The 23,445-nt window shown below is 43.0% G+C and carries 16 protein-coding genes; 9 read left to right on the forward strand and 7 right to left on the reverse strand.

Annotated features, from left to right (window positions below; genetic code table 11):
• The coding region (locus K9M07_05705) for a hypothetical protein (GenBank protein MCF7852715.1) at positions 1-876 on the reverse strand (876 nt) is incomplete at its 3' end.
• 179 nt (positions 877-1,055) lie between these two features.
• On the opposite strand from K9M07_05705, the gene K9M07_05710 reads away from it, so the two are divergent.
• From K9M07_05710 to K9M07_05725, 4 genes are all read left to right on the forward strand, one after another.
• Entirely contained in the window at positions 1,056-2,768 is a 1,713-nt protein-coding gene (locus K9M07_05710) for a hypothetical protein (GenBank protein MCF7852716.1), read from the forward strand.
• Positions 2,769-3,011: 243 nt separating this feature from the next.
• Positions 3,012-3,881: a tyrosine recombinase gene (locus tag K9M07_05715; GenBank protein ID MCF7852717.1), complete on the forward strand. Its 870-nt coding sequence runs from the start codon at positions 3,012-3,014 to the stop codon at positions 3,879-3,881.
• Positions 3,882-3,999: 118 nt separating this feature from the next.
• Entirely contained in the window at positions 4,000-6,600 is a 2,601-nt protein-coding gene (locus K9M07_05720; GenBank protein MCF7852718.1) for an ankyrin repeat domain-containing protein, read from the forward strand.
• An 80-nt stretch (positions 6,601-6,680) separates the two neighbouring features.
• Complete coding sequence (locus K9M07_05725; GenBank protein ID MCF7852719.1) at positions 6,681-8,969, forward strand: ankyrin repeat domain-containing protein; 2,289 nt, start codon at positions 6,681-6,683, stop codon at positions 8,967-8,969.
• 76 nt (positions 8,970-9,045) lie between these two features.
• On the opposite strand, the gene K9M07_05730 is transcribed toward K9M07_05725, so the two are convergent.
• The 3 genes from K9M07_05730 to K9M07_05740 are packed head-to-tail and all read right to left on the reverse strand — an operon-like array spanning position 9,046 to position 14,698.
• Positions 9,046-12,129, reverse strand: a complete 3,084-nt coding sequence (locus tag K9M07_05730; GenBank protein ID MCF7852720.1) for an efflux RND transporter permease subunit — start codon at positions 12,127-12,129, stop codon at positions 9,046-9,048.
• Positions 12,126-13,232: an efflux RND transporter periplasmic adaptor subunit gene (locus K9M07_05735; GenBank protein MCF7852721.1), complete on the reverse strand. Its 1,107-nt coding sequence runs from the start codon at positions 13,230-13,232 to the stop codon at positions 12,126-12,128. The genes K9M07_05730 and K9M07_05735 overlap by 4 nt, the downstream gene beginning before the upstream one ends.
• Complete coding sequence (locus K9M07_05740) at positions 13,229-14,698, reverse strand: TolC family protein (protein MCF7852722.1); 1,470 nt, start codon at positions 14,696-14,698, stop codon at positions 13,229-13,231. Before K9M07_05740 ends, K9M07_05735 begins: the two co-directional genes overlap by 4 nt.
• A gap of 269 nt (positions 14,699-14,967) precedes the next feature.
• Between K9M07_05740 and K9M07_05745 the strand changes: the two genes are divergently transcribed.
• The 3 genes from K9M07_05745 to K9M07_05755 all read left to right on the forward strand — a co-directional run bounded on the left by K9M07_05745 (position 14,968) and on the right by K9M07_05755 (position 18,189).
• Positions 14,968-16,266: a hypothetical protein gene (locus tag K9M07_05745; protein MCF7852723.1), complete on the forward strand. Its 1,299-nt coding sequence runs from the start codon at positions 14,968-14,970 to the stop codon at positions 16,264-16,266.
• Positions 16,267-16,293: 27 nt separating this feature from the next.
• Positions 16,294-17,718 (forward strand): hypothetical protein, encoded by a 1,425-nt coding sequence (locus K9M07_05750; protein ID MCF7852724.1) that lies wholly within the window; start codon positions 16,294-16,296, stop codon positions 17,716-17,718.
• A 69-nt stretch (positions 17,719-17,787) separates the two neighbouring features.
• Entirely contained in the window at positions 17,788-18,189 is a 402-nt protein-coding gene (locus K9M07_05755) for a hypothetical protein (protein MCF7852725.1), read from the forward strand.
• A gap of 1 nt (position 18,190) precedes the next feature.
• Here the strand turns inward: K9M07_05755 and gatB are convergent, their stop codons facing one another.
• The 3 genes from gatB to gatC are packed head-to-tail and all read right to left on the reverse strand — an operon-like array spanning position 18,191 to position 21,438.
• Complete coding sequence (gene gatB, locus K9M07_05760; protein MCF7852726.1) at positions 18,191-19,654, reverse strand: Asp-tRNA(Asn)/Glu-tRNA(Gln) amidotransferase subunit GatB; 1,464 nt, start codon at positions 19,652-19,654, stop codon at positions 18,191-18,193.
• Entirely contained in the window at positions 19,654-21,123 is a 1,470-nt protein-coding gene (gatA, locus tag K9M07_05765; GenBank protein ID MCF7852727.1) for an Asp-tRNA(Asn)/Glu-tRNA(Gln) amidotransferase subunit GatA, read from the reverse strand. The genes gatB and gatA overlap by 1 nt, the downstream gene beginning before the upstream one ends.
• Positions 21,124-21,144: 21 nt before the next feature.
• On the reverse strand, positions 21,145-21,438 hold the full coding sequence (gene gatC / locus K9M07_05770) for an Asp-tRNA(Asn)/Glu-tRNA(Gln) amidotransferase subunit GatC (protein MCF7852728.1): 294 nt from the start codon (positions 21,436-21,438) through the stop codon (positions 21,145-21,147).
• 156 nt (positions 21,439-21,594) lie between these two features.
• Here gatC and K9M07_05775 point away from each other — a divergent pair, with 156 nt between their 5' ends.
• Both K9M07_05775 and K9M07_05780 read left to right on the forward strand, forming a co-directional pair.
• Positions 21,595-21,813, forward strand: a complete 219-nt coding sequence (locus K9M07_05775; GenBank protein MCF7852729.1) for a DUF378 domain-containing protein — start codon at positions 21,595-21,597, stop codon at positions 21,811-21,813.
• 127 nt (positions 21,814-21,940) lie between these two features.
• On the forward strand, positions 21,941-23,407 hold the full coding sequence (locus tag K9M07_05780; GenBank protein MCF7852730.1) for a TIGR01777 family oxidoreductase: 1,467 nt from the start codon (positions 21,941-21,943) through the stop codon (positions 23,405-23,407).
• Positions 23,408-23,445 lie beyond the last annotated feature (38 nt).

Raw genomic sequence — 23,445 nt, forward strand, 5'->3', positions numbered from 1 at the left:
GGGGGAGATTGAAGCAGGGGCGCTTCTTTGACTTCTATTGTCATTTTCAGATCTGTGGGAGAGGCCTGAAATAGAGGCTGTGTCCTGATCTCCATCAGTACTTTCAGCCGGAGAGGGGGCCGGTTCGGGACGATTTGAGGGTTGGGGATTTGGCTGAGGAGGCGCTGTGTATGGCATGACGCCCGGGCGTCTTGGAGGTTGTTGAGGGAGGCTTCTCTGATAGCGGGCGTCTATTTGATCGGCCGCTGTGTAGGGAGAATGTGCTAGTGATGTTTCTTCGCGATTAAAAATACATGCTGTTGCTACAGCAAAAGTTTTAAAGGTGGTTTCAGGGGAGATTCCGGCGGCCCCTTGATAAGTGTCGATGTCTTTCTGTGTAAGAGAAGTTGTTTGTGAGGTAGCTTCATCATTATTTATGAGAACTTTTCCATTCGTATTGACTGATAGAGTGTTGAAATTGCCGCTATTTTGTAGGTGAGAAGCCATTATTTTGGCATTGTTAAGGATCTCTTCTTTTCTGGCCGGGGTTTTATTCTCATCTGAGACAGGATGACCGGAGTGGTAAAGAACCTCATAGACACTGCCGTCTATTTCGATGTAACCGAGCTCTAAGCGCTCCACGCGGCGGATTAGTAATGTTCCCGGCATAGGACCAAATGGCACCGAGATTGGGTTTGCCGCTTGGGGGCCTTGTGGGGCGGTTTGTGGTAGAGGGGCCGCAGCATTTTCTTGGGGTAAATTTAATTGGCCAAGGAGGTTTCTTGCGGCTGAATTAACGCTAGAGGCTACGGATTGATTATCATCGTTAAGGAAATCAGGGGGAGTTTCGGCTCCGAGTAGCCTTGTAGAACCGGGTAGGCTTACAGATTCTGACATAATTAAAACCTTTTATTATTTATATAATTATAAATCTATAGTAGCATACTTATCATTTAAAATATAATAAAAAACATAATAAATTTTAATTTAAATTACTAAAAATTAATAGACTTGTGCTATAATAGAGGAGGTAAGGTTTGCTATGAAGCACTAATTTAGACCTTCCAAAGAGTTATATGGCACAAGTTGTTAATAATCAATTTCCTGTGAACGACGCTCCTCCTCCTGTAGGGGGAGGTGATCCTGCATGTCATGAAATCCGCGTAGGAGAAGCTGTTTTATTCACAAAGACAGATGGCAAATGGACTCCACCTGTGAGGGAGTTCTCTAAAGAGATACCCCAAACTCTGACGGTTAATCGCGCTAAGGTTGCGGCTCAGGGCTATTTGGGACTTGATGTCGTTGGGGCCTGTGCCCAAGCTAAGGGATTAACACAAGTTGTTCATGATCAGTCTGTTGGGGATGCGGCGACAAACCACTTAAAGTTAGGGGTTGGACCTGTTGTTGTTTTGACGGGGGCCGTCAACTTTATTGATGGTTGTGATGCCCATGCGACGGCTAAAAAAGTCAACTATGTTTGGGGACAACAGGCGGCTAGGATTCAGCAAGTGAGAGGTGTTGCCGAGACGACAGGGGGAATGGCTGCAACTTCGGTGGGATTAATCAATACGCTATCATCAGATGGGTTTGTTGCGGCATCAAAAGCCAGTACCGTTGCAATGAGTATCCTCGGTCACATTTCAACTGCAATGGGAGCCCTTCGCTACCTATCGATTTTTGGGCTCTGCGGAATGAGCATTTACCGCTCAAGCGAGATCACCGGTGAGTTTGCAAAAAAAGAGACTGATGAAGCTCGGGTCGCTTACCTTAACGAGTTTCTTGAATTAACTTCAGAGGATCGAGAGAAGATTTATGATGAGGTTGATGGCGCTAAAGAAGAGCCGCTTACCGAAAAAGAATTTATGCTATTGAGTGAGGCAGACTTTGCGTTTGTCAGCAGTAAAGGTGAAGGTAAACATCCCAATGCAGTTTTAAGAGAAATCGCTCTTCGCAAAATGGGAAAAGAAAAAGATTTAAGTGATCGTATTGGTGGCCAAGCCCTTAGTAAATTAAAAAAAGGGGAAGCTGCTGAAGAGATCATTAAAGCGGCAAAAGAGGGAATTAACTCTAAGTTTAGAATGAATGTCATCGTGATGACGATCTGTATGGCTGCCACAGGTGTTGGCATTGCTTCCGATATTATGACGGGGGGGCTCTCTCAAATCATAACATTAGGGCTCTCATTAGCGATATCAGCCGGATGGTTTTATGTCGACGGAATGATGGTTCTTGATGGATTTAACAGCAAAGAAGAAGGAAAATACGATAAGCTCTTCAAATTTATGATCAACGTGATCGTTCTTGCGGTATCTGCCTGTGCGATTTTTTATACGGCGGGAACACCACTTATTCTAATGGCGGCTATTTCAACAGGGATCCTTCTCGTAACCAACTTCGGAATCTGGTACAAAAATCAGCAGATGAAGGCTAAATCAGAACCTGCCGAGGTGGAAGCGGCGATTGATGCTCTAAGAATGCCCGCCGGTATGGATACGGTACCGATACGTGCCGATCTGACGGAGGAATTACTTTCTGCCGGTGACCAAGCGGGTGAAACTGAAGAGGGCGGAGCTGCTGCATCTTATGTCCCACCGCGTTTGCAAGAGGAGCTCCGGGTTAGAAACCGATCGGCTTCTTCGGAGTCCTTAGATCGGATTCGGGATGTCTCAACGCCTGTCTTAAGAGGGCGATCTTCTTCGATCTCTACAATTGTAGCTAGATCCCCTTCAGCTATCGGAGAAGAGACGCGTTTAACGCCTATTCCAACAGCCTTTGCTCGTATAAGATAAAAACCTTTCGCTTTCATTCATATTTTGTGAATATGATGAGAGAAGAGGTTTTTTTATCTCGACTTTGTAACTTTTTGGACCCGAAAGCCTCGAGATATTTGTTTTCGGGGGAGTGATTAAAACCGGGAAGGGGTTTTTTGACCCCTTCCCGATTTTAATCATCTCCCAGTTCGACCATAGGTCGAGCGTCCGAGAGCAAATAGACGAGGTAGGCGGGCCCCAAAAAGTTACAAAGTCGAGATTATGTCTGATTGCTACCGTGAATTAGATGATTTTTTGCTCTATATCACCTCTGAGAGGGGGTTGAGCCACAATACGCAAGCGAGTTATCGCTTTGATCTTTTAAATTTCATGAAATATTTATCTAAAAGGGGAATGAAAGTTCTCGATGTGAGCCATGTTGATGTGGTGAACTATTTTGGTGTTCTGCAAGATAGCGGCAGAGTAGGGGCTTCAATCCACCGGGCGATGATGACCTTGAGAGTTTTTTATCGGTTTTTGAAACGAGAGGGCAAAATCAAGTCAGATCCCACGGCTCTTTTTGAAGGGGGGAAGATATGGCAAAAAGTACCGGAGGTTCTCTCCGTAAATGAAGTGAGGCTCTTACTCGAGGCTATCAAGACCGATCGCGATATGGGAAAGAGGGATTTTGCCATAGTCATGTTGATTTATGCCTGTGGTTTCCGCGTGTCTGAGCTGTGTAGCCTCAATGTAGCCGATATTGGTGATGAGGCGGTCAGAGTAGTGGGAAAAGGCTCTAAAGAGAGGATCGTCCCTATTGCAGCTGCAGCCCTTATTGCCATTGATGCCTATTTAATGACGCGCACGGATAAGGAAAAGGCCCTTTTTCTCACACGGGGAGGGAAGCGCCTCGATCGCATGGGGGTTTGGCTCATCGTCAAGAAGGCCGCTAAGGAGGCAGGGATCGATAAAAGGGTCTCTCCGCACACGCTACGCCATTCTTTTGCTACACATCTTCTTGAAAATCAAGCTGATTTAAGGGTGATTCAAGAACTGCTTGGGCATAGCGATATTTCAACAACTGAGCGCTATATGCATGTCTCTAAGAGCCACTTACATAAGAGCTTTGAAGATTTTCATCCTAGGCGTTAATTTCAAATGAGCCCACCTTTCTGATGTTATCAGGAAAAGAAATCTGCCCTTCACAATTAATAATCATTAAATTAAGCTTCTTCGTTTCTTAACAAAACACTTATTAAAGAGGCTTCATATGGCATCGGCTTTTCCTATCAAAGATAAAAGTTCAAGTCCAATACCCACAGAAAGTCTTTCTGATCAATCCTCTTCTACGGCGCGAAGGACTAAAAAGTATTGTAGATTTGAAGATATGAGCGATACTGATGCAGGCCCGGATCCGGCTTGGGTGAGAGCTGCGGTAGTTTCCGATCCAAGAATCGCTAGGCATTTGGGGAGGGGATCTGCAACAACAATGGAAGATCTAGACGCCGCTCCTGCCTCTTCTATGGGGCGAAGGACTGAAACGCATTGGGGCTTTGAAGATATGAGTGATACTGATGCGGGTCCGGATCCGGCTTGGGTGAGAGCTGCGGCAGTTTCCGATCCAAGAGTTGCTAGGCATTTGGAGAGGGGATCTGCAACAACAATGGAAGATCTAGACGCCGCTCCTGCCTCTTCTATGGGGCGAAGGGCTGAAAGATATCATAGATTTGAAGATATGAGCGATACCGATGCGGGTCCGGATCCGGCTTGGGTGAGAGCTGCAGCAGTTTCCGATCCAAGCGTTGCTAGGCATTTGGAGAGGGGATCTGCAACAACAATGGAAGATCTAGATGCTGTTCTTGTTGATATAATGCCTCAAAGAGTAAAGTTGGATTTGAAAAAACGCCCAAGGTTTTTAGGTGAGATTAATCTCACACCGCGTCGACTCATTGCCCTTTTTCTCGGAATTCATCCTGAAGCAATGCTCGGAATTCATCCTGAAACAGTTGATGACCCCGATGGACCAATTTTGAAAATAGCCGGTCAATACCCCGATGAGGCGATTTTAAAAAGGGCTTACCAATATCAACGCATTTTAGAAATAGCCGGAATTAAAAAAGATACAATACTTGCCAATCCCCTTTTAGGCATGCGATCTTGGTTTGGGCAAAACAATAGCCGGAATGATGCAGAGGTTCTCGAAGACAAGCTTGTTAAAAAATCAATCCAAGCCATTCAAAGTCTTGAACAAAAAAATTTTGATAAAGAAAGTTTTGAAAAAAAAAGTAAACTCCCTCAATTTGTCCGACTTATTTTTGAGGCCCCTCTTTTGCATGATATTGCAAGAAAAATATTGTTAAATGATGCCCTAAAACCCAATAGCGAAGATCTCAAGTCAATTAATCAATGGATGGTCTCCTCCGACCGCCTACTTATTGATCGGATATTAATGCAAGATCCCGTTATCGATCTTTACGGAAGAAAAAGTCACGCCTTCTCAGTGATTGACTCCTTAGAAACAAAGGATGCCATATATTATGCAATTGCGGGAGGAAAACTCGATGTCATTAAAAGAGTATTAGATCAATACACTGAAGATCTTGCTACGTGGTCTGATATCCATGCAATTAAAAGTAAACTGGATGAATATAAGATCGGAGCTGTGAAGTTATCTGATTCCGATATAGGCACCGTGAAAAGATTACTTGAGCAATATCAAAGATCTCTCCCTGAGGCCTCTGATTCGGAAATTGATAGGATGAAAGATTGGCTCGAAAAATGTGAAATGGGCTTGATTCGATTGTCTCATATTCAAATCGATTCAATTAAAACAATTCTCGATCAGTATCAAAGTGCCCATTCCGAATTGTCCGATGAAGAAATAGGACAACGCACTCATAACCTCTCAGAATGGTTTTATATTGCCACACAATTTCACCAAATTTCGGTTATTGAATTGTTGTTGAGTTACCGAGAGCTTATCAAACAAGTCCCACCTCCATTGGAACTGGAAATAACCAGAGATAATTTAAAGGCAAACAGTTTTTTTCGGGCAGCTTTAGACGCGGCTGCTCTAAACAATGAATTAGCAATTATAAAACTACTTCTTGAGGATGAAGAAGCATCATCTAAAATTCCCTTGCGAGATCATTGTTGTATATCAATTCTGGCCGCCAGAAAGGGCTATTTAGATATTGTTCAATTTGTTTTAATTGACAACCATGCCTTAGAAAGAATCCCTCCGATAGGAATCTCAGTTATTTTTGCATCAGCCATTAGAGGTGGCTATTTTAATATTATAAAGTTCTTTATTGATGATCCCGATTATCTCGCCCTCATTCCTCACGAGATGTATGGACGTTATTTAGAAAACTGTGCAGCTCAAGGACATTTTCAGATTATGACCTGTTTAATTGAAACAGAAGCTTTTTTCACACATATTACGGATCAACATCTTATCATGGCTTGGGCACAAGCGGGCAAGACAAAACATCTTGATATTTGTTTGTTTTTACTCAATCATCCAATCATCTTTCATCGACTTAGTATATCGCCTATTATGCTTCCCGATAGCGAATTGCCTATTATTAATGAAATTTGTAGTGCGTTACTAGTAGTAGCTACTCGACAAAATCATTTATATATTGTTAATCAGATGCTCGAAAGACCTGAATTTGCAAGCCGCTTAACTGATAATAGTATTGGAAAGGCTGTCTATTCTGCCGGTACAAATCGCAACATCGCAATTCGGGATCTTTTTTTAAAAAATGATGCTCTCTATAGGCGCATTCCCGCTTACTATCGAAATCTTCTACAACTACAGAGAGGATTTCGAGCGATTTGGCCCTTTGGACAAAATAAAAGCGAATAACTAACAGTTCAAAGGTCAGACTTAACCTGTTTTTATTCCTTGGATTATGCTATAATTTCTTCGATAAGAATGAGGGAAATATGGCAACACCTATAAAAAGAGGCAGGGAAGAAGGGCTGGGGTTAGAAAGTTCTGACTCGGCTGCTGAAGAAACGCCGGCTGCGGCCTTGGCGGCGGCTACTTTTTCTTCACAGGTAGTGAGTAGTGATTCTAAAAGGCTTCGAGAAATACGGCCCCAAATTCAAGAGCGAACAGCCGCATCAGATACGGCTCAGTCGATGTTATTAGCTCTCGCAGGTGGGGAGGAGGGCTCTAGCCCACTCAACCGGCTCTTTCATAGTGCAAAAAGTCCATACTTGCAAGATATTGGCGATGTATCCTCCGGGATCGGCGTGGAATTTGCCCAAGCGATTGGAAGAGACATTAAACGGTTTTGGCTGAGCGATAATCCAAGCGATTGGGAGAGCGCCAATTGTCTCTTTTTAGGGACCGTTTCCAATGATATTTTTCCGGAAGTGAAAGGGGTTTTTGATGAGCTCAAGTCTAAATCGCGGTTTCCGATGTCTTCTGAGGTATTTAATGTGCTGCTTGCCCGCACACACTGGCAATCGCCGAAAGAAATTCTCGAATTAATCGATCAGTTTCCCATGTTAAGGGACCAAATCAACATCGATTGTTTAGTCATTGCTTTAAAGGATTGGATTTCCATGGGGGATTTAGACCAACTAAAGCCCTTTTTGGCAATGGGGGGGATTAGAAAGCAACTCAACTCAGAGCATTTGAATCGCTTGGTTTATCACGCTGCTTTTCGCAATCAGTCTGACTTTTTAACATTTTTGATTTTAAGTGAGATGGGCCGCGATGATACGCTTTTATCGCACATCTCCCCACAGATTTTTACTCACTCGCTTATATTCGCCGTCAAAAAAGGGCGCTTAAAATTATTCAAAACAATATTCAGTCACCGCTTTGTTAGAGACTCTATTTTTATTAAAGAGGTTGGAGAAGTCATCATTAAGGCAGCACAGCACCAATATTTCGGAGCTATTCAATGGCTTCTTGAAAGTTGTCCATGTGATGATGATGAACCCCCTATGCGGTGCCGCTTATACATTCACGATTTAGGCGAAGCATTTAGTATTGCCGCAGGGAAAGGAGAGGAGAGTTTCATTCGATTTATTCTCGATGAGTGTCCGAGGCTTTCCGGTGAGCCCCCTTTAGTGTCGCGGTTTTCAGACGGGGATTTGAGCAACGCCGTTATCAATGCGGCTCGGTCAATGCATGAAGGGATTTTAATGCGACTGTTAATGAATTGGGATGTCAGAAGCAATCTAAAGGGCAGCAGTATTGGTTTGGCATTGCGTTGCGTTGTGAGATATCAAACTCCGAGACTATTAGATATCATGTTAGAAACATTTGATCTATTCCGCCAAGTTAATCGAAATGATGTATGGAAAGCCATTCAGAATGGCGCTCATTGCGGAAAGGTTTTTGTTATAGATCGCCTATTACGCAAGAAATGGGCGCGCAATGAAATTCCGGATGAGAGATTGGAAATGATCTTCCTCCAAGCCGCCAAGCATAGTGAAGCAGACGTGTTTAACTCGTTACTATCAGAAGATCTTATCGATGAAGATGAGAAATTATTAAGTCACCGTTTATTTGCAAGGGGATTAGATCCTGTGATTAATAGTCTCATAATGGAGAAAAAAGCCGAATCATTGGGTTTTTTACTACAAGATATTGAAATTTGTCGCCGCCTCTCTCAACCGATGTTAGATCAGATTATTTTCTTTTTCATGTGTGAAGCAAAGGTTGAATGGCTTGGGCCTTTATTGCAAGATGTAGACGTGTGTAGCGAGATATCCGGAGAAAAACTTGGTCAGCTTGTTCATAATCTCATTTGCACAAAAGAAGATAGGCTTTTAGGCGTCTTTTTAAGAAGCTCTATGGCATATCAACGCCTTCCTGAGAAAAATCTAGGGCAGGTCATATATCATCTGATGAGCAGTGCTCAACATGAGCTATTAGAGCTTTTATTGGGGGATCCAAAGCTACAGGCGCGCGTTTTGGACTATCATTTGGGCAATATCTTGATCCATTCGATTCGAATAAATCAAACTGTTAGTATTAAAATTTTGATCGATTCGGGTGCGCGCTTTCGCATACCAACCAAGCATTTGGGAATGGCTCTCATTGAAGCGGCGCATTTAGACCAACCTGAGGTGATCCAAATTTTGATTGAAAAAGATGATTTAAGAGAGCGTTTAATAGCCAATAGATCTATAGAACAGGCGCATCATATTGCAAATTATCTTGGTCATAAGCGAGTTTTAGAGTTATTGCGGCGAGATGGAGTAAACGATTAGAAATCCTCCGCTCCCGGTTTAAATAACTCCTTCAAAAATCATCTGTAGATTGTCTTTTATTGATTTGCAGATTGATTTATGATTTTTCAGATACTCCCTGCTTTTTGGAGCGGAAGAAGCGGCGGAGCCTTTCTAAATAGATAAAGACAACGGGGGTGAGGAAGAGGGTGAGAAATTGAGAAAAGATCAGCCCTCCTACGATCACGAGACCAAGGGGACGGATTGTACGGGCAATCATGCTACCGACTCCGATGGCAACCGGCACGGCGCCCATAAGGGCAGCAACTGTTGTCATAATAATGGGACGAAAACGGGTCAGGCAGGCATGTTCAATTGCTTCTTCGATATCCATGTTTTTTGTGACCATCCCTTCGACGGCAAAATCGACGAGAATGATTCCATTTTTTAATACGATGCCGAGAAGCATGATAATTCCAACAAATGAGTAGAGAGAGATTGTTTCGTGGAAAATCAATAGGGTTAGAAGCCCTCCAAGTGCGGCGGGTGGAAGAGAGGACATCACAGTGAGCGGATGGATGAAGTTTTCATAGAGGATGCCGAGGACCGTATAGATAACAAACAGGGTGATGATAATGAGCAAGATCAGTGTGTTAAACGTCTTTTTAAATACGTCGGCGGTTCCTTGAATGTTGCCAAACACATTGTTAGGGAGTAGCTCCTTAGCGGCTGCTTCGATATTGCTGATGGCCGTTGAAAGGGGGACATCACTGACATCAAAGGTAATCGTAACTGCCGGCATTGTATTGAAGTGGTTGATCATCAGTGGAGCAACCGTTTCACTCATATCGACAATGGCGCTGAGGGGGACTTGGTTATCGCCCACGTAGAGAAGATCGAGAACGGAGGGGTCGCGGTAGTCGTGGGGTAGCGTCTCCAAAATCACATTATATTCGTTAAAGGCCCCATTGATTTGGGTGATTTTTGTACCGCCATAAGCATACATGAGGGTGTTCTCAATATCTTTTGCCGTCACGTTGTAATAGGATGCTTTATCTCGATTAATGGTGAGATTAATCTGCGGTTCGTTATTGTACATATCGCTTGTGACTTGCTTAATGCCGGGAATCTGTTTTATTTTTTCAACAAGAAGTGGGGCTGTAGTATAGAGAGCTTCCGTATCAAAGCTCTGTAGAGTGTATTGATAATTTCCCATCGAAGTACTGGTGCCGATATTCAGTTCGATGAGGGGCAGTGGTTTTGTAAAAATCTGTGCATTGGGAATATGCGAAAGTTGCTCATCGATAATCTTTTGAATTTCAAAGATCGATTTGCGTTTGCCATAGGGGGTGAGATTGAGCCAGAAAATGCCTTGATTTGAGGTAGGGTAGGCACCGGCAGAAACCGTGCTATTCACAAAATCATTTTTATCGACAATTTTAGAAATTTCCTCCTGAATGCGCATTGCTTCAAAGGGAGAGGTGCCATCTTCCAGTTTGGTGAAGCCTTCAATGACGCCGAGATCGCTAGGAGGGATAAAGTCTTTAGGAATGATAAGGGTTAATACAAGCGTCAGAGCAACTGAAACAAACCCTCCGATTGCCGTGATGACTTTGTGTTTTAATACCCAAGTGAGTCCGATTTTATAAGTAGATAAGAAGAGGGTATTGACTTTTTCTGAAAAGTGCTCGAGCCAGTTTTTATGTTGGGCATGGTGTTTTGCCAAAAAACGACTACAGAGGAGGGGTGTAAGAGATAGGGCAACAAATCCTGAAATTGTCACCGTGATCATGATGACAGAGGCAAATTCTTGGAAGAGGCGGCCAACAATGCCTCCCATAAAGAGCATAGGGATAAAGACGGCAGCTAAACAGAGGGTCATTGACAAAACGGTAAAGGAGATTTGTTTTGCTCCATCAAAGGCCGCTTCGAGTTTGGATTTGCCCTGTTCTAAGTGACGCACCGTATTTTCAAGCACAACAATTGCATCATCGACGAGAAATCCAATAGAGAGCGTCATAGCGAGAAGGGAGAGAATATCGAAAGTGTAGCCGAGCAAATACATTGCTGCAAATGTCCCGATAATAGAGATGGGAAGGGCTATAATCGGAATAATACTATCCGTTGCTTTTCCGAGATAAAAAAATGTGACGGCTGCTACAAGGAGAAAGGCGATAATGAGAGTGATTTGTACATCGTGAATCGATCCCCAAATCCATTCGGATTGATCGAGGAGTTCTTTGATCTGAATCGAGGCGGGAAGCTCTTCTCGGATACGAGGCATGAGCGCTTTGATCTCTTGAATCACTTCAAGAGTGTTAGCCCCGGCCATTTTCTGCACGCCAATAGCAATACAGTTCATGGCATTATTTTCATGAATGTAATTGATGCGTGTTTTGTCATTGTCTGCACTATCAAGCGCTTGACCTATATCGGATATACGGACGAGCTCTCCCTTATCATTGCGAACAATGAGTCTGCTATACCCTTCTGCGTTATAGATTTCACCATCCGCAAAAAGGGTGAATTCTTTTTGGGATCCATAGAGGGTGCCAATCGGGAGCTCGACATTGCCCGAAGCGAGGGTCTCTGCTACTTGTGAAATATTGATCCCCCGAGCTGCGAGTTTTTCCGGATCTACTTGGATACGCACAGCGTAATTGGGACCATAGATATTGACTTGTGAGACGCCTGAGAGCATCGAGATGCGTCTTGAGACATAGGCGTCAACATAGCGGTAGATTTCAGGAGATTCCATGGTATCGGATGCAAAGGCAAAGTACATGATTGGCGATTGTGTCGGATTGACTTTGCGGTAGGTGGGTTGATTGGGAAGATCGGAAGGGAGGTAAGAGAGCGATTCATTGATACGCGCCTGAACATCTTGCGCAGCGACTGAAATGGGCTTATCGAGGTCAAATTGTAGAACGATCGATGTTTGACCATTCTGCGAAGTGGAATAAATCGACTGGACTTTTTCAATGGTTGAAAATTCTCTTTCTAAAGGAGCTGCAATGGTTGTTCCCATTGTTTCCGGACTTGCTCCGGGGTAGCTGACACTGACTTGGATTGTGGGATACTCAACGCTCGGAAGGTCACTAACAGGCAGGAAGATATAGGCAAATAGACCGAAAAAGAGGATCGATATAATGATGAGCGAGGTCATCACAGGGCGTTTAATAAAGGGAGAAGATATGTTCATGACGATGGGTGACTCCCGCTTTTGATCTGCACGCTCATCCCTTGAGAAATGTTAATTTGGCCTTTAACGACCACTTGATCTTGAAGGCTGACCCCTTTTAAGATCATAATCATTTCCCCATCATCTTGCCGAAGACCTATAACGACTTCTCTTCTCTCAACTCGATGATCACTGTTAACGACAAAGACATAATCTCCTTTTTTACTTTGCATCACACAGCTAGATGGAACGAGAATGGCATCGGGTTTTTCTGAGAGGATAAGGCGTGTTTTGACGTATTGGCCCGGCCAGAGCACTTGATCTTGGTTTTCAAAATGTCCCTTGAGCATAATTTGTCCCGTTTTGTCATTGACCTGATTATCGATGAAGACAAGATGACCAATCGCAATGGGTTCAGAAGGGCGCTTTTCAAAAATTTCGACCCTTAGCGGGTGATGGGACCTCTCTTGATGAATGTGCGCTAGGTACTTTTCATCTACGGCAAAAGTATCCCAAATGGGGCTTATTTGATTGATTGTTACCATCGTCATATCGGAGTAGGCGCTGACGATATTTCCTTTATCAATGCGTTTAGCTCCCAGAAGTCCGCTAATGGGGGCGCGGATTGAGCAGTAACCCAGAGAAACATCGGCATCTTGGATTTCAGCCAAGTTCATTAAAATAGAGCCTTCAAGAGATCCCACATTAGAGGTGAGTTTATCAAACTGATCTTTTGATATAAAGTCTTCAGAGACAAGGGGTTTATTGCGAGCAAGGGTTTCTTGAGCATATTGCAGCTCCGCTTGGTTTTGAACAAGTTCTCCTTCTGCCTTATTTTTTTGGGCAATATAATGGCGATCGTCGATAGAGATTAAAAGGTCGCCTTCAGTGACATAGGTCCCTTCTTCATAATGCAGCTCAATGATTTCGCCACTCACTTGAGGTTTGATATCAACGGATTGAATGGGTTCAATATGACCCGGAGCGTCAATGTAAATGGGAACGGTGCGCTTTACGGGCCGGATGACTTCAACAATGGGGGGAGTAGGTTTAGTTTCTTCTTTTTTAGAGCAAGCAGAAGTGAGAGCGCATGTGAGAATAGAAAAAGCAATCCATTTATTCATCGAAGGTTTTCCTCCTCTATGATTTGAGAGAGTTTAGTGGGATCTAAATTAAGGCTGCCAATGGCATAAGAGAGGTTGGCAAGAGCTGTAAAGTAGTCGTTTTTTGCAGAGATCACTTTTGCCGAGGCATCTGCAACAGATGTTTGCGCATTAATAACATCGATAATGTTATTTGTCCCTTGGCGGTATTTATCAAGGCTCACTTTGAAATCTTCTTTCGCCGAATCGAGATAAGCCGTGGCATATTCGATTGAATCAAGGGCAAATGTGACGTCTTGCTGATATAAGTTGATTTCTTTGGTGATAGTGAGCTCTGTTTGAAGGGCATTTGCTTTGGAGTTTTCTAGATTGGCTTCGGCTTGCTTAATTTGGTTTTTTTGAAAAAAGCCTTGAAAGAGGGGGAGTGTGAGGCTCACCTGCGCGCTGAAGTCATATTGATCGTTAAAGCCCCCGTTTCCTCTCGAGTTGCCAATGCTGAAATCGCCATTCACCGTGGGGTAATATTGGCTTTTTGCAGCATTAAGGGCATATTCTTTAGATTGAACCTCAGCTATAGCTGCTAAATAATCGGGGCGGCATTGTTTAGCGAGTTCAAATAGGTCTTCAAAAGCACGGGGTTGATAGAGTTCGTACTCAGAGGGGAATCGCTCAAACTGTAGGCGCGTATTTGAAGGAATGCCCATATCGTTTGTTATCGTGGACAATGCGCCGGCAACGCTTTGTTGTTGGTTAACGACACGCAGTTTGTTTTCTAAATAAGTTGTTCTTGCCTGCAAGACATCTGAAATATCGGTGGTTCCCATTCTGAGTTTTTCTTCAGCTGAAATAAGAGTAGCCTCTGCATTTTCTACATCGGCAATATCCGAAAGAAGGAGTTCTTGTTGATAAATAACATTAAAATAGTCGCTCATCAGCGTTTGAATGACGCTTTGAATCTGATGATTATGTGACCAATCTGCCTCATAAAGGGAATAAAGAGCGGAGAGGGAGGAGTTTCTTGTTTGTCCGAAGTCGAGGAAAGTATATGAAAAATTAAGCTGATTTTGAACAAGGGTATAAAAAAAATAATAGTTTTCATTAAAAGCAAATCCGGGAGAGCGCGCTCTTTGATAAGAGCTATCAAACTGAGAGAGAATGAAATAGTTTTGAAGCGACTGACCATATTGAGCGGCTGCGGCCCGCGCTTGAGCCCATGTCTCTTTCGTATTGGTATTATAGAGCAGTCCCATATCCAACACTTCCGCTAAACTATAGTGATGTCCTTCATCAATCACGGGGGTAGGCAAAGGGGCGGTTTTAATATGGATCTTTTGGAGGATCTTTTCAGGAGGGGTCCAATTTGAGCTGACAGAGGAAGGGGCGAGGGCAAAGGGGTTGCTTGCATCTCGATAAGAGGTGCATGAAGCAAAACAGAACGCGAGAAGCGCGCTCGTTAGACTAAATCTTAGGATCTCCCTCGTGATCAAAACTTAATATCCCCCCATAGGATCGACTTTATAACTTACCTTAAGTAAGGGATCTGCTCTCAAAACAAATATTTTGAGAGCTTCAGGTCTAAAAAATTACAAAGTCGAGCATAGCGCATACTTTTGTTCTAATAATGGGTTCCCTAAATAAATAAAAGAAGACTTCGGAAATATACCGAAATATACCGCTCGTCATTCAAGAGTTGTTTTTTCATTGTAAAGATTACGTAAAAAAATTATTGTTTCTTTTTTTTATCTGAGGTTGCGCAATGGCGAGTTCAACGGATGTGCTTGGATGTACTCGAGGGATGACTTCAAATTCGGTTGAATCGATGGATATAACATGCCGTCGATGGAGTGAACATAATCAACGCTATTTTTCTAAAGAGAGTGATTGCTGTTCACGGTGGTCCCTTTTTATCAGACAATGGGGATCTTTTGTTTTTAGTTGCTGTTCAACGCGATGGGATTATGTCATCAGATATGCGACAGCTGACCCTAAACTCACACGAGGCGTCTCTTCAGATGTTTATGGTCTTATCGAAGCGGTCATTGATCAAATATTGTTGAGCTTGAGTGACACGGATACTAGAGAATCAAGACCAATTTTTGAGATTGAAACAGAGGACATAGAGCCAATTCGCATTGAATATGGTTCAAAAAAAACTTTTAAAATCTATATAGAGGGTTTGCGTGTGCTCTTACAAAAGACAGTGAGCCGCAGTTCCAACATCATATTAACTGAAAAAAAGATCAATTGCAAAACCGGACTCCTACTGGAAAGACATTGTTGCTTTGTAATTCAATCGGTTAGGTGGATTCAGGATTGGAAGGTAGTCACTGATCGTGAAGAAACGGAAGGCATCTCAAGATCTGAATTTTTAACTTCTAATCTCATTGCTTTGATTAAGAGGGTTGATTTCCATATTCGATTTCAAATCAGTCAAGCGCTGTATATACCGGTGAAGAAGGTCTTTACGATCAAAGTAAATGATGAGCCTTTGGGAATACAGATTCAATTCAATGAACGCTCTCTTTTGAAAGAGTCTCTTCTTGATCAACGAGAGCCCCATTTACCGGCCGGGATTGAGTTACAACTGATAGGTGCTAAGAAGCTATTGGAAGACAAATTAGCCGCCTTACCGGAAGCGAGTATTCAAGTAGAAGAGAGAGAGGTCAATGTCAGCACATGCATTGGAAGAGCTCGAGGAATGTTGTTTTTGTCAGATGCTTCTGATTCGGTTCTTTACCCAATTGACTTTAATCCGGAAAAGCCCGGTAAAGTGATTGATCAAGAGGGAAAATGGTATTCGATCACTGATATAAAAGCGGCAGATAATCTAGTCGGGTTGGGATTTTCAGAGCATGTTGATGTTCGAAAAGAGGGTGTTGCTCAAGAAGAAGAAGAACGATGCACGAGGCGCGATCTAGCCCCTTGTGCATCTTCTGCTGAGCCTTATGAAAGAACACCGTGGGTAGCCGCAAGGTCTTCTTTCCCGAGCATTAAGAATGAACCGGAAGAGCAAGATGCTGAAATAGATCCGGAATACGCAATCAGAAACCGATAACCGATATGAGTGGAGAGAGTAAAAGTTATGCAAGTATCTAGTAGTGTAGTTTCTTTAAACTGGAGTCAATGGGAAAATTTTCCGGGGAGTTATTATATTGATGTCGCTATTAAAGCCATTCAAGACTTAGGGAAAATGTTGCTTTCGTATGTTAAATCATTCATGGCAAAAAAATTAAGCGCTCCCGGTTCATCTGCATCAGATGGTGTTTTGCTAAGTCCGGTGCTAAGTTCTTCCGGCATTTCCAAGAGCGAGCAAACCGCCATTGACGCATTAAATTTTAATGCCACCGGCCCAATCTCTACGACGGAATCCCCCGCAGCACTTTCTTGTTCAAGAAGTTGTAGTTCGGAGGGGATTGCTGTGAGAAAATTGAGCATTCGCCGTCCGGTTACTCCGGAAGAGGGAATAGAGCCGGTTATTCCGGGATATATTGTAGAGGGAATAGAGCGTATTTTAGAAGATTTAAGCGATTATTTGCAGCGTAGTGCAAAGGGAACCGGGGTTGAAAGTGAAAAAGTATTTCATTTCATGGTTGAAGGAGAAATTGTTGCTAAAGTGATTCAGAACCTAGGGGATACAAACACAACTCAATCGCTTATTGATCAATTTGAGTGTGCTCAAAAACATCTGAGAAAAGCTTTAGAAAAATCTGAGGCTATTGAGTTTGGACTTGCTGAAAAAGTGATTCGTTTAGATGTGGTGTCTTTGGAGCTTATTTCCTATACGAGAGGAACTTCTTTTCGTTTCAATGAAAATAGGGGTGAGCTATCTCATATTCCTGTTGCTATTGATCTTTTAAGTCGACCTATTGAGGGGGTTAGCGTTAATTTGGGAGGGTGGGTTGATCAATCTGAAAGTATTCGGGGTATGGAAGATTGCTTAACAGCCGGATTTACTCCGCTTTTAATGTTAACTAGAAGAAATAAAAGCTTTTATCGGATCATTTGCGATGTTTGTGAAGTTCTTGATATTTCTCCTAGGCAGACTCAACTAGCAGATAAGATTATATGGACAGCAGAATGTTTGAAAACCAAACATGCAAGATTATCGGCGGGCTATGTAGAACAACGTGAAGAAATTGCCCGGTTAAGAGAGGAAAACAGCTTGTTAAGAGAGGGAAATCAAAAGTTATCTCTTGCAAATATGCACATATACGGAGAATTATCGGCGTATTTTAAATCAATCAAAGACCAATTACCCGTGGTTTCGAGTTCATCTCTTATTGAGACGTCTTCTATGGAGGATGGTGCAGTGGCATCTGATAGCATTCCTTCTTTTAGAGCGACTCACAGGCGTTGGTCAGAGAGTGCTCTTCTAGCTGTGGTTCCGAGTTCATCTCTTATTGAGGCATCTTCTGAGGAGAATGGTTCTGCTGCATCGGATGCTGCTCCTTCTCTTAGACTGATAACCAGACGACACTCAGAGAGCGATCTTCATAATTTGATATGATTTCTTGACATTATCTTTATCAAAATTTAACAGAAAGTCAAAGCGACATGAAGTTCGCTGAGGCTTTATATGGATTTTTATAATTTTTTCGAAACTCAACCCTATGATGATGTCTATAGTTTGGATGTCATCCATTCCATAGCTTGTTTACAATCATCTGTTGAAATAGCTATGAGGCATCCTTTTGCAACAATTGAGGATTTAGAAAGAATTAAGGATCAGGCCGAAGAGGTTGTTGAAATAGCCATGAGGCTGCAATCCCATTTCCCCGCTTTTTCTTCTGAATTTGCCGTGACAACCTCTTTGAAGGATAAGGTTGTCGATTTAATTATCATTCCGGTGCAAATGCTGCTCTCGTATGAAAAGTCTGATGAAGAACCCAAAGAGTTGTGGAGAAAAGTAGAAATGGCTTTTATGGGGCCATTATCTCTCTCGGAAGAGGTGCGCCATCTCGAGAGATTTCTTTATTAACTCACCGATGAAGTTTTGCTTGCATCAGGTCTTTGACGATTTCCGGGGAAGCTTTTCCTTTTGTTTGTTTCATCACTTGCCCAATTAAAAAGTTAAAAGCGCGATCTTTTCCGGCTTTATAATCCTCAATGGATTCCGGATTGGCAGATAAAACGGTATCGATAATTGCTTCGATTTCCTTTGTATCAGTCAAAGGGCGGTAGTTGGGATTGGCCTTGACAATATCTTCGGGTTGAAGAGAGGGGTTAGCGATCATATCATCAGCGACTTGTTTGGCAATGCGCCCCGTAATCACGCCTTGATCAATGAGATTGACGAGCTGAGCGATATGGCGTGCTTGAAGGCCGTATTCCGATAGTGTTTTTCCCGTCTCTTTAATGCGTCCGACGAATTCAACCGTGAGCCAATTACATAAGCCTTTGGCATTTGAAGTGTGCCGGAGGGCTTCTTCATATTCATCGCACAGTTTTTTGTCATTGATCAATAGGGATGCGGAATACTCTCCTATTTCGAGCTCTTCGACATAGCGGCGGAAGCGCTCATGTGGGAGTTCGGGTATATTGCTTTTAATTTCATCGATATACTCTTGAGTTAGAACAAGAGGGGGGAGATCGGGTTCAGGAAAATAGCGATAGTCTTCTGCCGTCTCTTTTGTTCTCATCACAACCGTTTTTTTTGTCTCAAGGTCAAAACGGCAAGTCGACGGTTGAATGAGTGTATTCGGATCGGCGGTGGGATTTTCAGAGTAGATTTGAATTTGTCTTGCGATTTCTGAGTCAATAGCGAGCTGCATATTAAAGAACGAGTTCATGTTTTTGATCTCGACCTTATTGCGGTAGTTTTTTTCTCCTTTGGGGCGCACGCTGACGTTGACATCGATGCGAAGAGACCCCTCTTCCATATTACAATCTGAGGCGTCGATGTATTGCATGATTGAGCGCAAGGCTTGTGCGTAAGCGCTCGCCTCTTTGGCAGAGCGGATACAGGGTGTTGAGACGATTTCGATGAGGGGCGCTCCGGCTCGGTTGTAGTCAATTCCGGTGAAGTGGCTAAAGTGTTTAAGCATTCCCGTATCATCTTCTAAATGAGCATGATGGATTTCAAAGCGTTTTGATTTGCCTTCCACATCCGCCTCGACATATCCCCCTCTCATAATGGGGTGCTCAAACTGAGTAATCTGAAAATTACGAGGGCTGTCCGGATAAAAGTAAGATTTACGATCGAAGTAGGATTTGAGTTCGATATCCGCATTAACGGCGATGGCAAACATGACCGCTTTTTTGACAGCTTGTCGGTTGACGACGGGAAGAGCGCCCGGTTGACCCGTATCTGCAATACTAATATTCGTATTCGGTTCATTTCCATAGCGATTAGGAGCTCTTGAGAACATTTTTGTATGTGTGTTGAGCTGGACATGGATTTCAAGGCCAATAATCGGTTCCCAGTCTTCATAATTGATATCCATCAAGAAATCTCCTCTTTATCAAATGCGGGGGCAATATCAGGTGAAAAATGAGCCGCTTTTTCAAAGTGATGTGCAAACCGAAGCACGCGTGCATCCTCTTTGTAGGGGCCGATTAATTGTAGCGAAAGGGGGCGTTGATCCGTTGTAAATCCACTCGGAACGCTGATTGCGGGTAGGCCGGCTAAATTTGCCGGGATCGTATAAATATCTTGTAGATATAAACTCAAAGAATCTTGTAGTGCGCCTTTGTCAAAAGCAGCATGGGAAACTGTTGGCATAGCAATCATATCGCACTTTTCGAAGGCATTCTTAAAGGCTTTAATGATTAATGTGCGAACTTGCTGAGCTTTATTATAATAGGCATCTTTTTGTCCGGAAGAGAGGACATATGTCCCAAGCAGGATGCGTTGTTTGACTTCAGCTCCAAATCCCATTTCACGCGATTTATTATAGAGCGATTCAATGCTGTCGATATTTTTTGCCCTTTTTGAAAAGAGAACCCCGTCATAGCGCGCTAAATTAGTCGATGCTTCGGCAGGAGCGATAATATAGTAGACCGGGACGCAATATTTAAGGATGTCGAGATTAATATCGATGACAGTTAATCCTAAGCTTTTTAGAAGCGCAATGTTATTTTCGAAGTGTTTTCTTGGCTCATCCGCCATTAAATCAATCAAAGAGTGCGGGATGCCGATGGTTTTCCCTTGAATGCTGAGATCGAGCTCATCGAGATAGTTTTCTTGAGGCGCATCGAAACTCGTCGAGTCATATCGACAATGACGGCCAATAACTTCCATGGCCAGTGCAACATCTTTGACCGATTTGCCAAATGGGCCGACTTGATCAAGAGAAGATCCAAAAGCAACGAGGCCATAACGAGACACGCGGCCGTAAGAAGGTTTAAACCCCACAATTCCCGTAAATGAAGCGGGAAGTCGAATAGATCCCCCCGTATCGCTGCCTAGAGATAATTTTGCAAAACACGCCGAGACACTTGCCGCTGACCCCCCGGATGATCCTCCCGGAGAGATATTAGAATTCCAAGGGTTGTTCACGGGGTAAAAAGCCGAATATTCGTTTGTTGAACCCATTGCAAATTCATCGAGATTGGTTTTGGCAAGAATCAAACCATCCTCTTCTTCAATTAAACGGGTGACGGTTGCATCAAATGGAGCTTCATAGTTCTCAAGGATTTTAGAGGCGCATGTTGTTTTGACCCCCTGAATGTGCATATTATCTTTTATGGTGATGGGAATGCCGGCCAGTTTGCCAAGAGACTTGTTTTGAGCTCTTTTCCTGTCGAGTTCATCGGCTTTAGATAAAACGCGCTCTTCTAAAACAGTGAGGCAGGAGCCGATTTTTGCATCACCGGACCGAATCCGTTTTAAAAAGTATTCAGCGATGTGTCTTGCAGTTGTTTTTCCACTTTTAAAGTCTTCGGATAATTCAATGGCAGTTTTGCGATACATAGTCTTTGTTTATCCATTTGCTTAAGCATTAATAATAGGGGGAACCTTAACCATGCCTCCGATGGCATCGGGGGCATTTTTCATGAGACGTTGATGGGGCATAATATCCCGTTCTTCATCATCACCTAAAGAAAGTGTTTGGATTTCATTGACATGGATGCAAGTTGTAACGCCTTTAGTGTCAATTTCTTCCAGCTGATCTACATGAGATAAAATAGATTCTAAGCTAATGAGGAGGCGGTTGAGCTCATCTTCAGTGCACTCAATCTTGCATAGCCGCGTCAAGCGAGAGAGAAAGTCTTTATCAAAATGCATAGGGTGGTTTTCCTTCTAAAAACGCTTTCTAAGAGAGTGCATTTTAACGCTAAATATAAGCAAAGTCAAGATCGTTTGGGAAAATAAAAAAAATAGTGACAAATGTGTGGTATTCCGATTAATGTGAGGTTAAGGAAGAATAATGGAGGAAATGTCATGAGGGCCATTAATGTCATCGCGCTTACATTAGTCATTATAGGCGCACTTAATTGGGGTTTATGGGGCTTTTTTGAATTTGATTTTGTCGCATGGTTATTTGGAGGCAATACAAAGGCCATTAGTCGCATTGTCTATTGTCTTGTCGGTTTATCAGGGCTCTGGAGTCTTGGTTGCTACTCAAAAGTGAGTGGCTGTTCATCATGCAAACGTAAATAGTTTCTTTGCTGTCATCTTCAAAAGAGATACGCGCACCCGCGTTTACCGCATCTCTTTGTGAAGATGGCAGCCCTTTTACTCATCTCTTATTATTGCTTGAGTTTTTTTTTAATTGAGCTCATAAAGAATGACTATGCACTCATATAGTCATCGCATTATTTGTCCTTTTCCTCAAAAGGAGGTCTTTCGTTGGCATTTAACCGAAGGAGCCTTTGAAAGATCCTTCCTGCCAAGTGAAGAAGTTGAGGTTAAGTCAAAATTAGCCCGCATTTCTCATAAATTCGATTTGAGACACCCCTCTCTTCAACAGCATCTTTTGAGCGCTTCTTTCCGGGCAGATGGGAAGGGCGAGCCGGATCGGCTTTCAGAGCAGAAAAGTTCCGTTTTTTATCTAAAGGGGTGGTTTTTTAAGCACCGCTGGGAAGTGGTGATTGAAAAAGAAATAGACTCTTCTACGCTTAAAGTTATTCAGAAAAAAGGGCCATTTGCCCATTTTCAATTAAAAATCGAGGTGAGGAGGGGAGGGGGCGATTCGTGTGAACTCATCGAAGAGGCAGAGTTTCAAATGCGCTTTCATTGGTTTTTAAAGCGGATGAGAGGCGCGCGCGTAAAAAAAAGACTGAAGCGCTTTTTTGAGTATAAACAGGATGTTCTTCAAAGTGATCTAACGCAATTTTCCAAGTATCCGTGTCATCATCCCTTAAAGGTATTGATTGCCGGTGCAAGCGGATTTGTCGGACGGCATTTGTCTGCTTTTTTAAATAGTGCCGGACATGAAGTGATGCATCTTGTAAGGCGAGCTCCTATTGCGGACAATGAGGTGTTTTGGGATCCGAAAACAAACGAGTGCAATTTGTCATTACTGGAAGGGATAGATGCCGTTATTAATTTATCCGGGTCGGGGATAGCGGATCACCGTTGGAGCTCTGAAGTTAAGGATCGCATTTTTTCTTCCCGCATCACAGCGACGGAAAGTCTGGTTATGTTAATCGCTCAGTTGCATCAAAAGCCGTCTGTTTTTCTATCTGCTTCTGCAGTTGGATTTTATGGCGATCATGCCGATGAATTTGTCGATGAGAGCTCCTATAGAAAGGGAAGACTATTTCTTTCACAGGTGAGTGAAGAGTGGGAGCGGGCTGTGCATAAACTCGATATTCATCCTATTAGGATCGTCAATTTGCGGTTTGCAATGATTTTAAGTTCGGGGCAGGGCGCCTTAAGAAAAATGCTCCCGGTTTTTCGATTTGGACTCGGCTCGATTTTAGGGTCGGGTAAACAATATATGAGTTGGGTAACCATTGATGATGCCGTTGCCGCAATTTATCATTGTCTTATGAATGATTCAATGAAAGGCCCTGTTAATATTGCCGCTCCGGAGCCGGTGACAAATGAAGTTTTTTCTTATCAACTAGCTCAGATGCTACATCGATCACTTGGACCACGTATCCCGGCCCATCTTGTTGCGTGGCTTTTTGGTCAGATGGGAGAAGAGCTGTTCTTAACTTCAACACGGGCCGTTTCTAAAAAACTTGATCATACCGGGTTTGTTTTCCGCTATCCTACACTGAATCAAGCCTTCCGTCATCTTTTGTAGGAGACGCTTCGGTATAATTGCACCTGCTATCTATAGTG

The sequence above is a fragment of the Simkaniaceae bacterium genome (assembly GCA_021734805.1).
Lineage (GTDB): Bacteria > Chlamydiota > Chlamydiia > Chlamydiales > JACRBE01 > Amphritriteisimkania.

Bases quoted from the DNA above. Each gene is read 5' to 3' on its own strand.
- gatC (MCF7852728.1), bottom strand. From the start codon at position 21,438: ATGCATTTTGATAAAGACTTTCTCTCTCGCTTGACGCGGCTATGCAAG.
- K9M07_05730 (MCF7852720.1), bottom strand. From the start codon at position 12,129: ATGAACATATCTTCTCCCTTTATTAAACGCCCTGTGATGACCTCGCTC.
- K9M07_05735 (MCF7852721.1), bottom strand. From the start codon at position 13,232: ATGAATAAATGGATTGCTTTTTCTATTCTCACATGCGCTCTCACTTCT.
- K9M07_05775 (MCF7852729.1), top strand. From the start codon at position 21,595: ATGAGGGCCATTAATGTCATCGCGCTTACATTAGTCATTATAGGCGCA.
- K9M07_05720 (MCF7852718.1), top strand. From the start codon at position 4,000: ATGGCATCGGCTTTTCCTATCAAAGATAAAAGTTCAAGTCCAATACCC.
- K9M07_05750 (MCF7852724.1), top strand. From the start codon at position 16,294: ATGCAAGTATCTAGTAGTGTAGTTTCTTTAAACTGGAGTCAATGGGAA.
- K9M07_05780 (MCF7852730.1), top strand. From the start codon at position 21,941: ATGACTATGCACTCATATAGTCATCGCATTATTTGTCCTTTTCCTCAA.
- K9M07_05745 (MCF7852723.1), top strand. From the start codon at position 14,968: ATGGCGAGTTCAACGGATGTGCTTGGATGTACTCGAGGGATGACTTCA.
- K9M07_05725 (MCF7852719.1), top strand. From the start codon at position 6,681: ATGGCAACACCTATAAAAAGAGGCAGGGAAGAAGGGCTGGGGTTAGAA.
- K9M07_05755 (MCF7852725.1), top strand. From the start codon at position 17,788: ATGGATTTTTATAATTTTTTCGAAACTCAACCCTATGATGATGTCTAT.
- K9M07_05715 (MCF7852717.1), top strand. From the start codon at position 3,012: ATGTCTGATTGCTACCGTGAATTAGATGATTTTTTGCTCTATATCACC.
- gatA (MCF7852727.1), bottom strand. From the start codon at position 21,123: ATGTATCGCAAAACTGCCATTGAATTATCCGAAGACTTTAAAAGTGGA.
- gatB (MCF7852726.1), bottom strand. From the start codon at position 19,654: ATGGATATCAATTATGAAGACTGGGAACCGATTATTGGCCTTGAAATC.
- K9M07_05710 (MCF7852716.1), top strand. From the start codon at position 1,056: ATGGCACAAGTTGTTAATAATCAATTTCCTGTGAACGACGCTCCTCCT.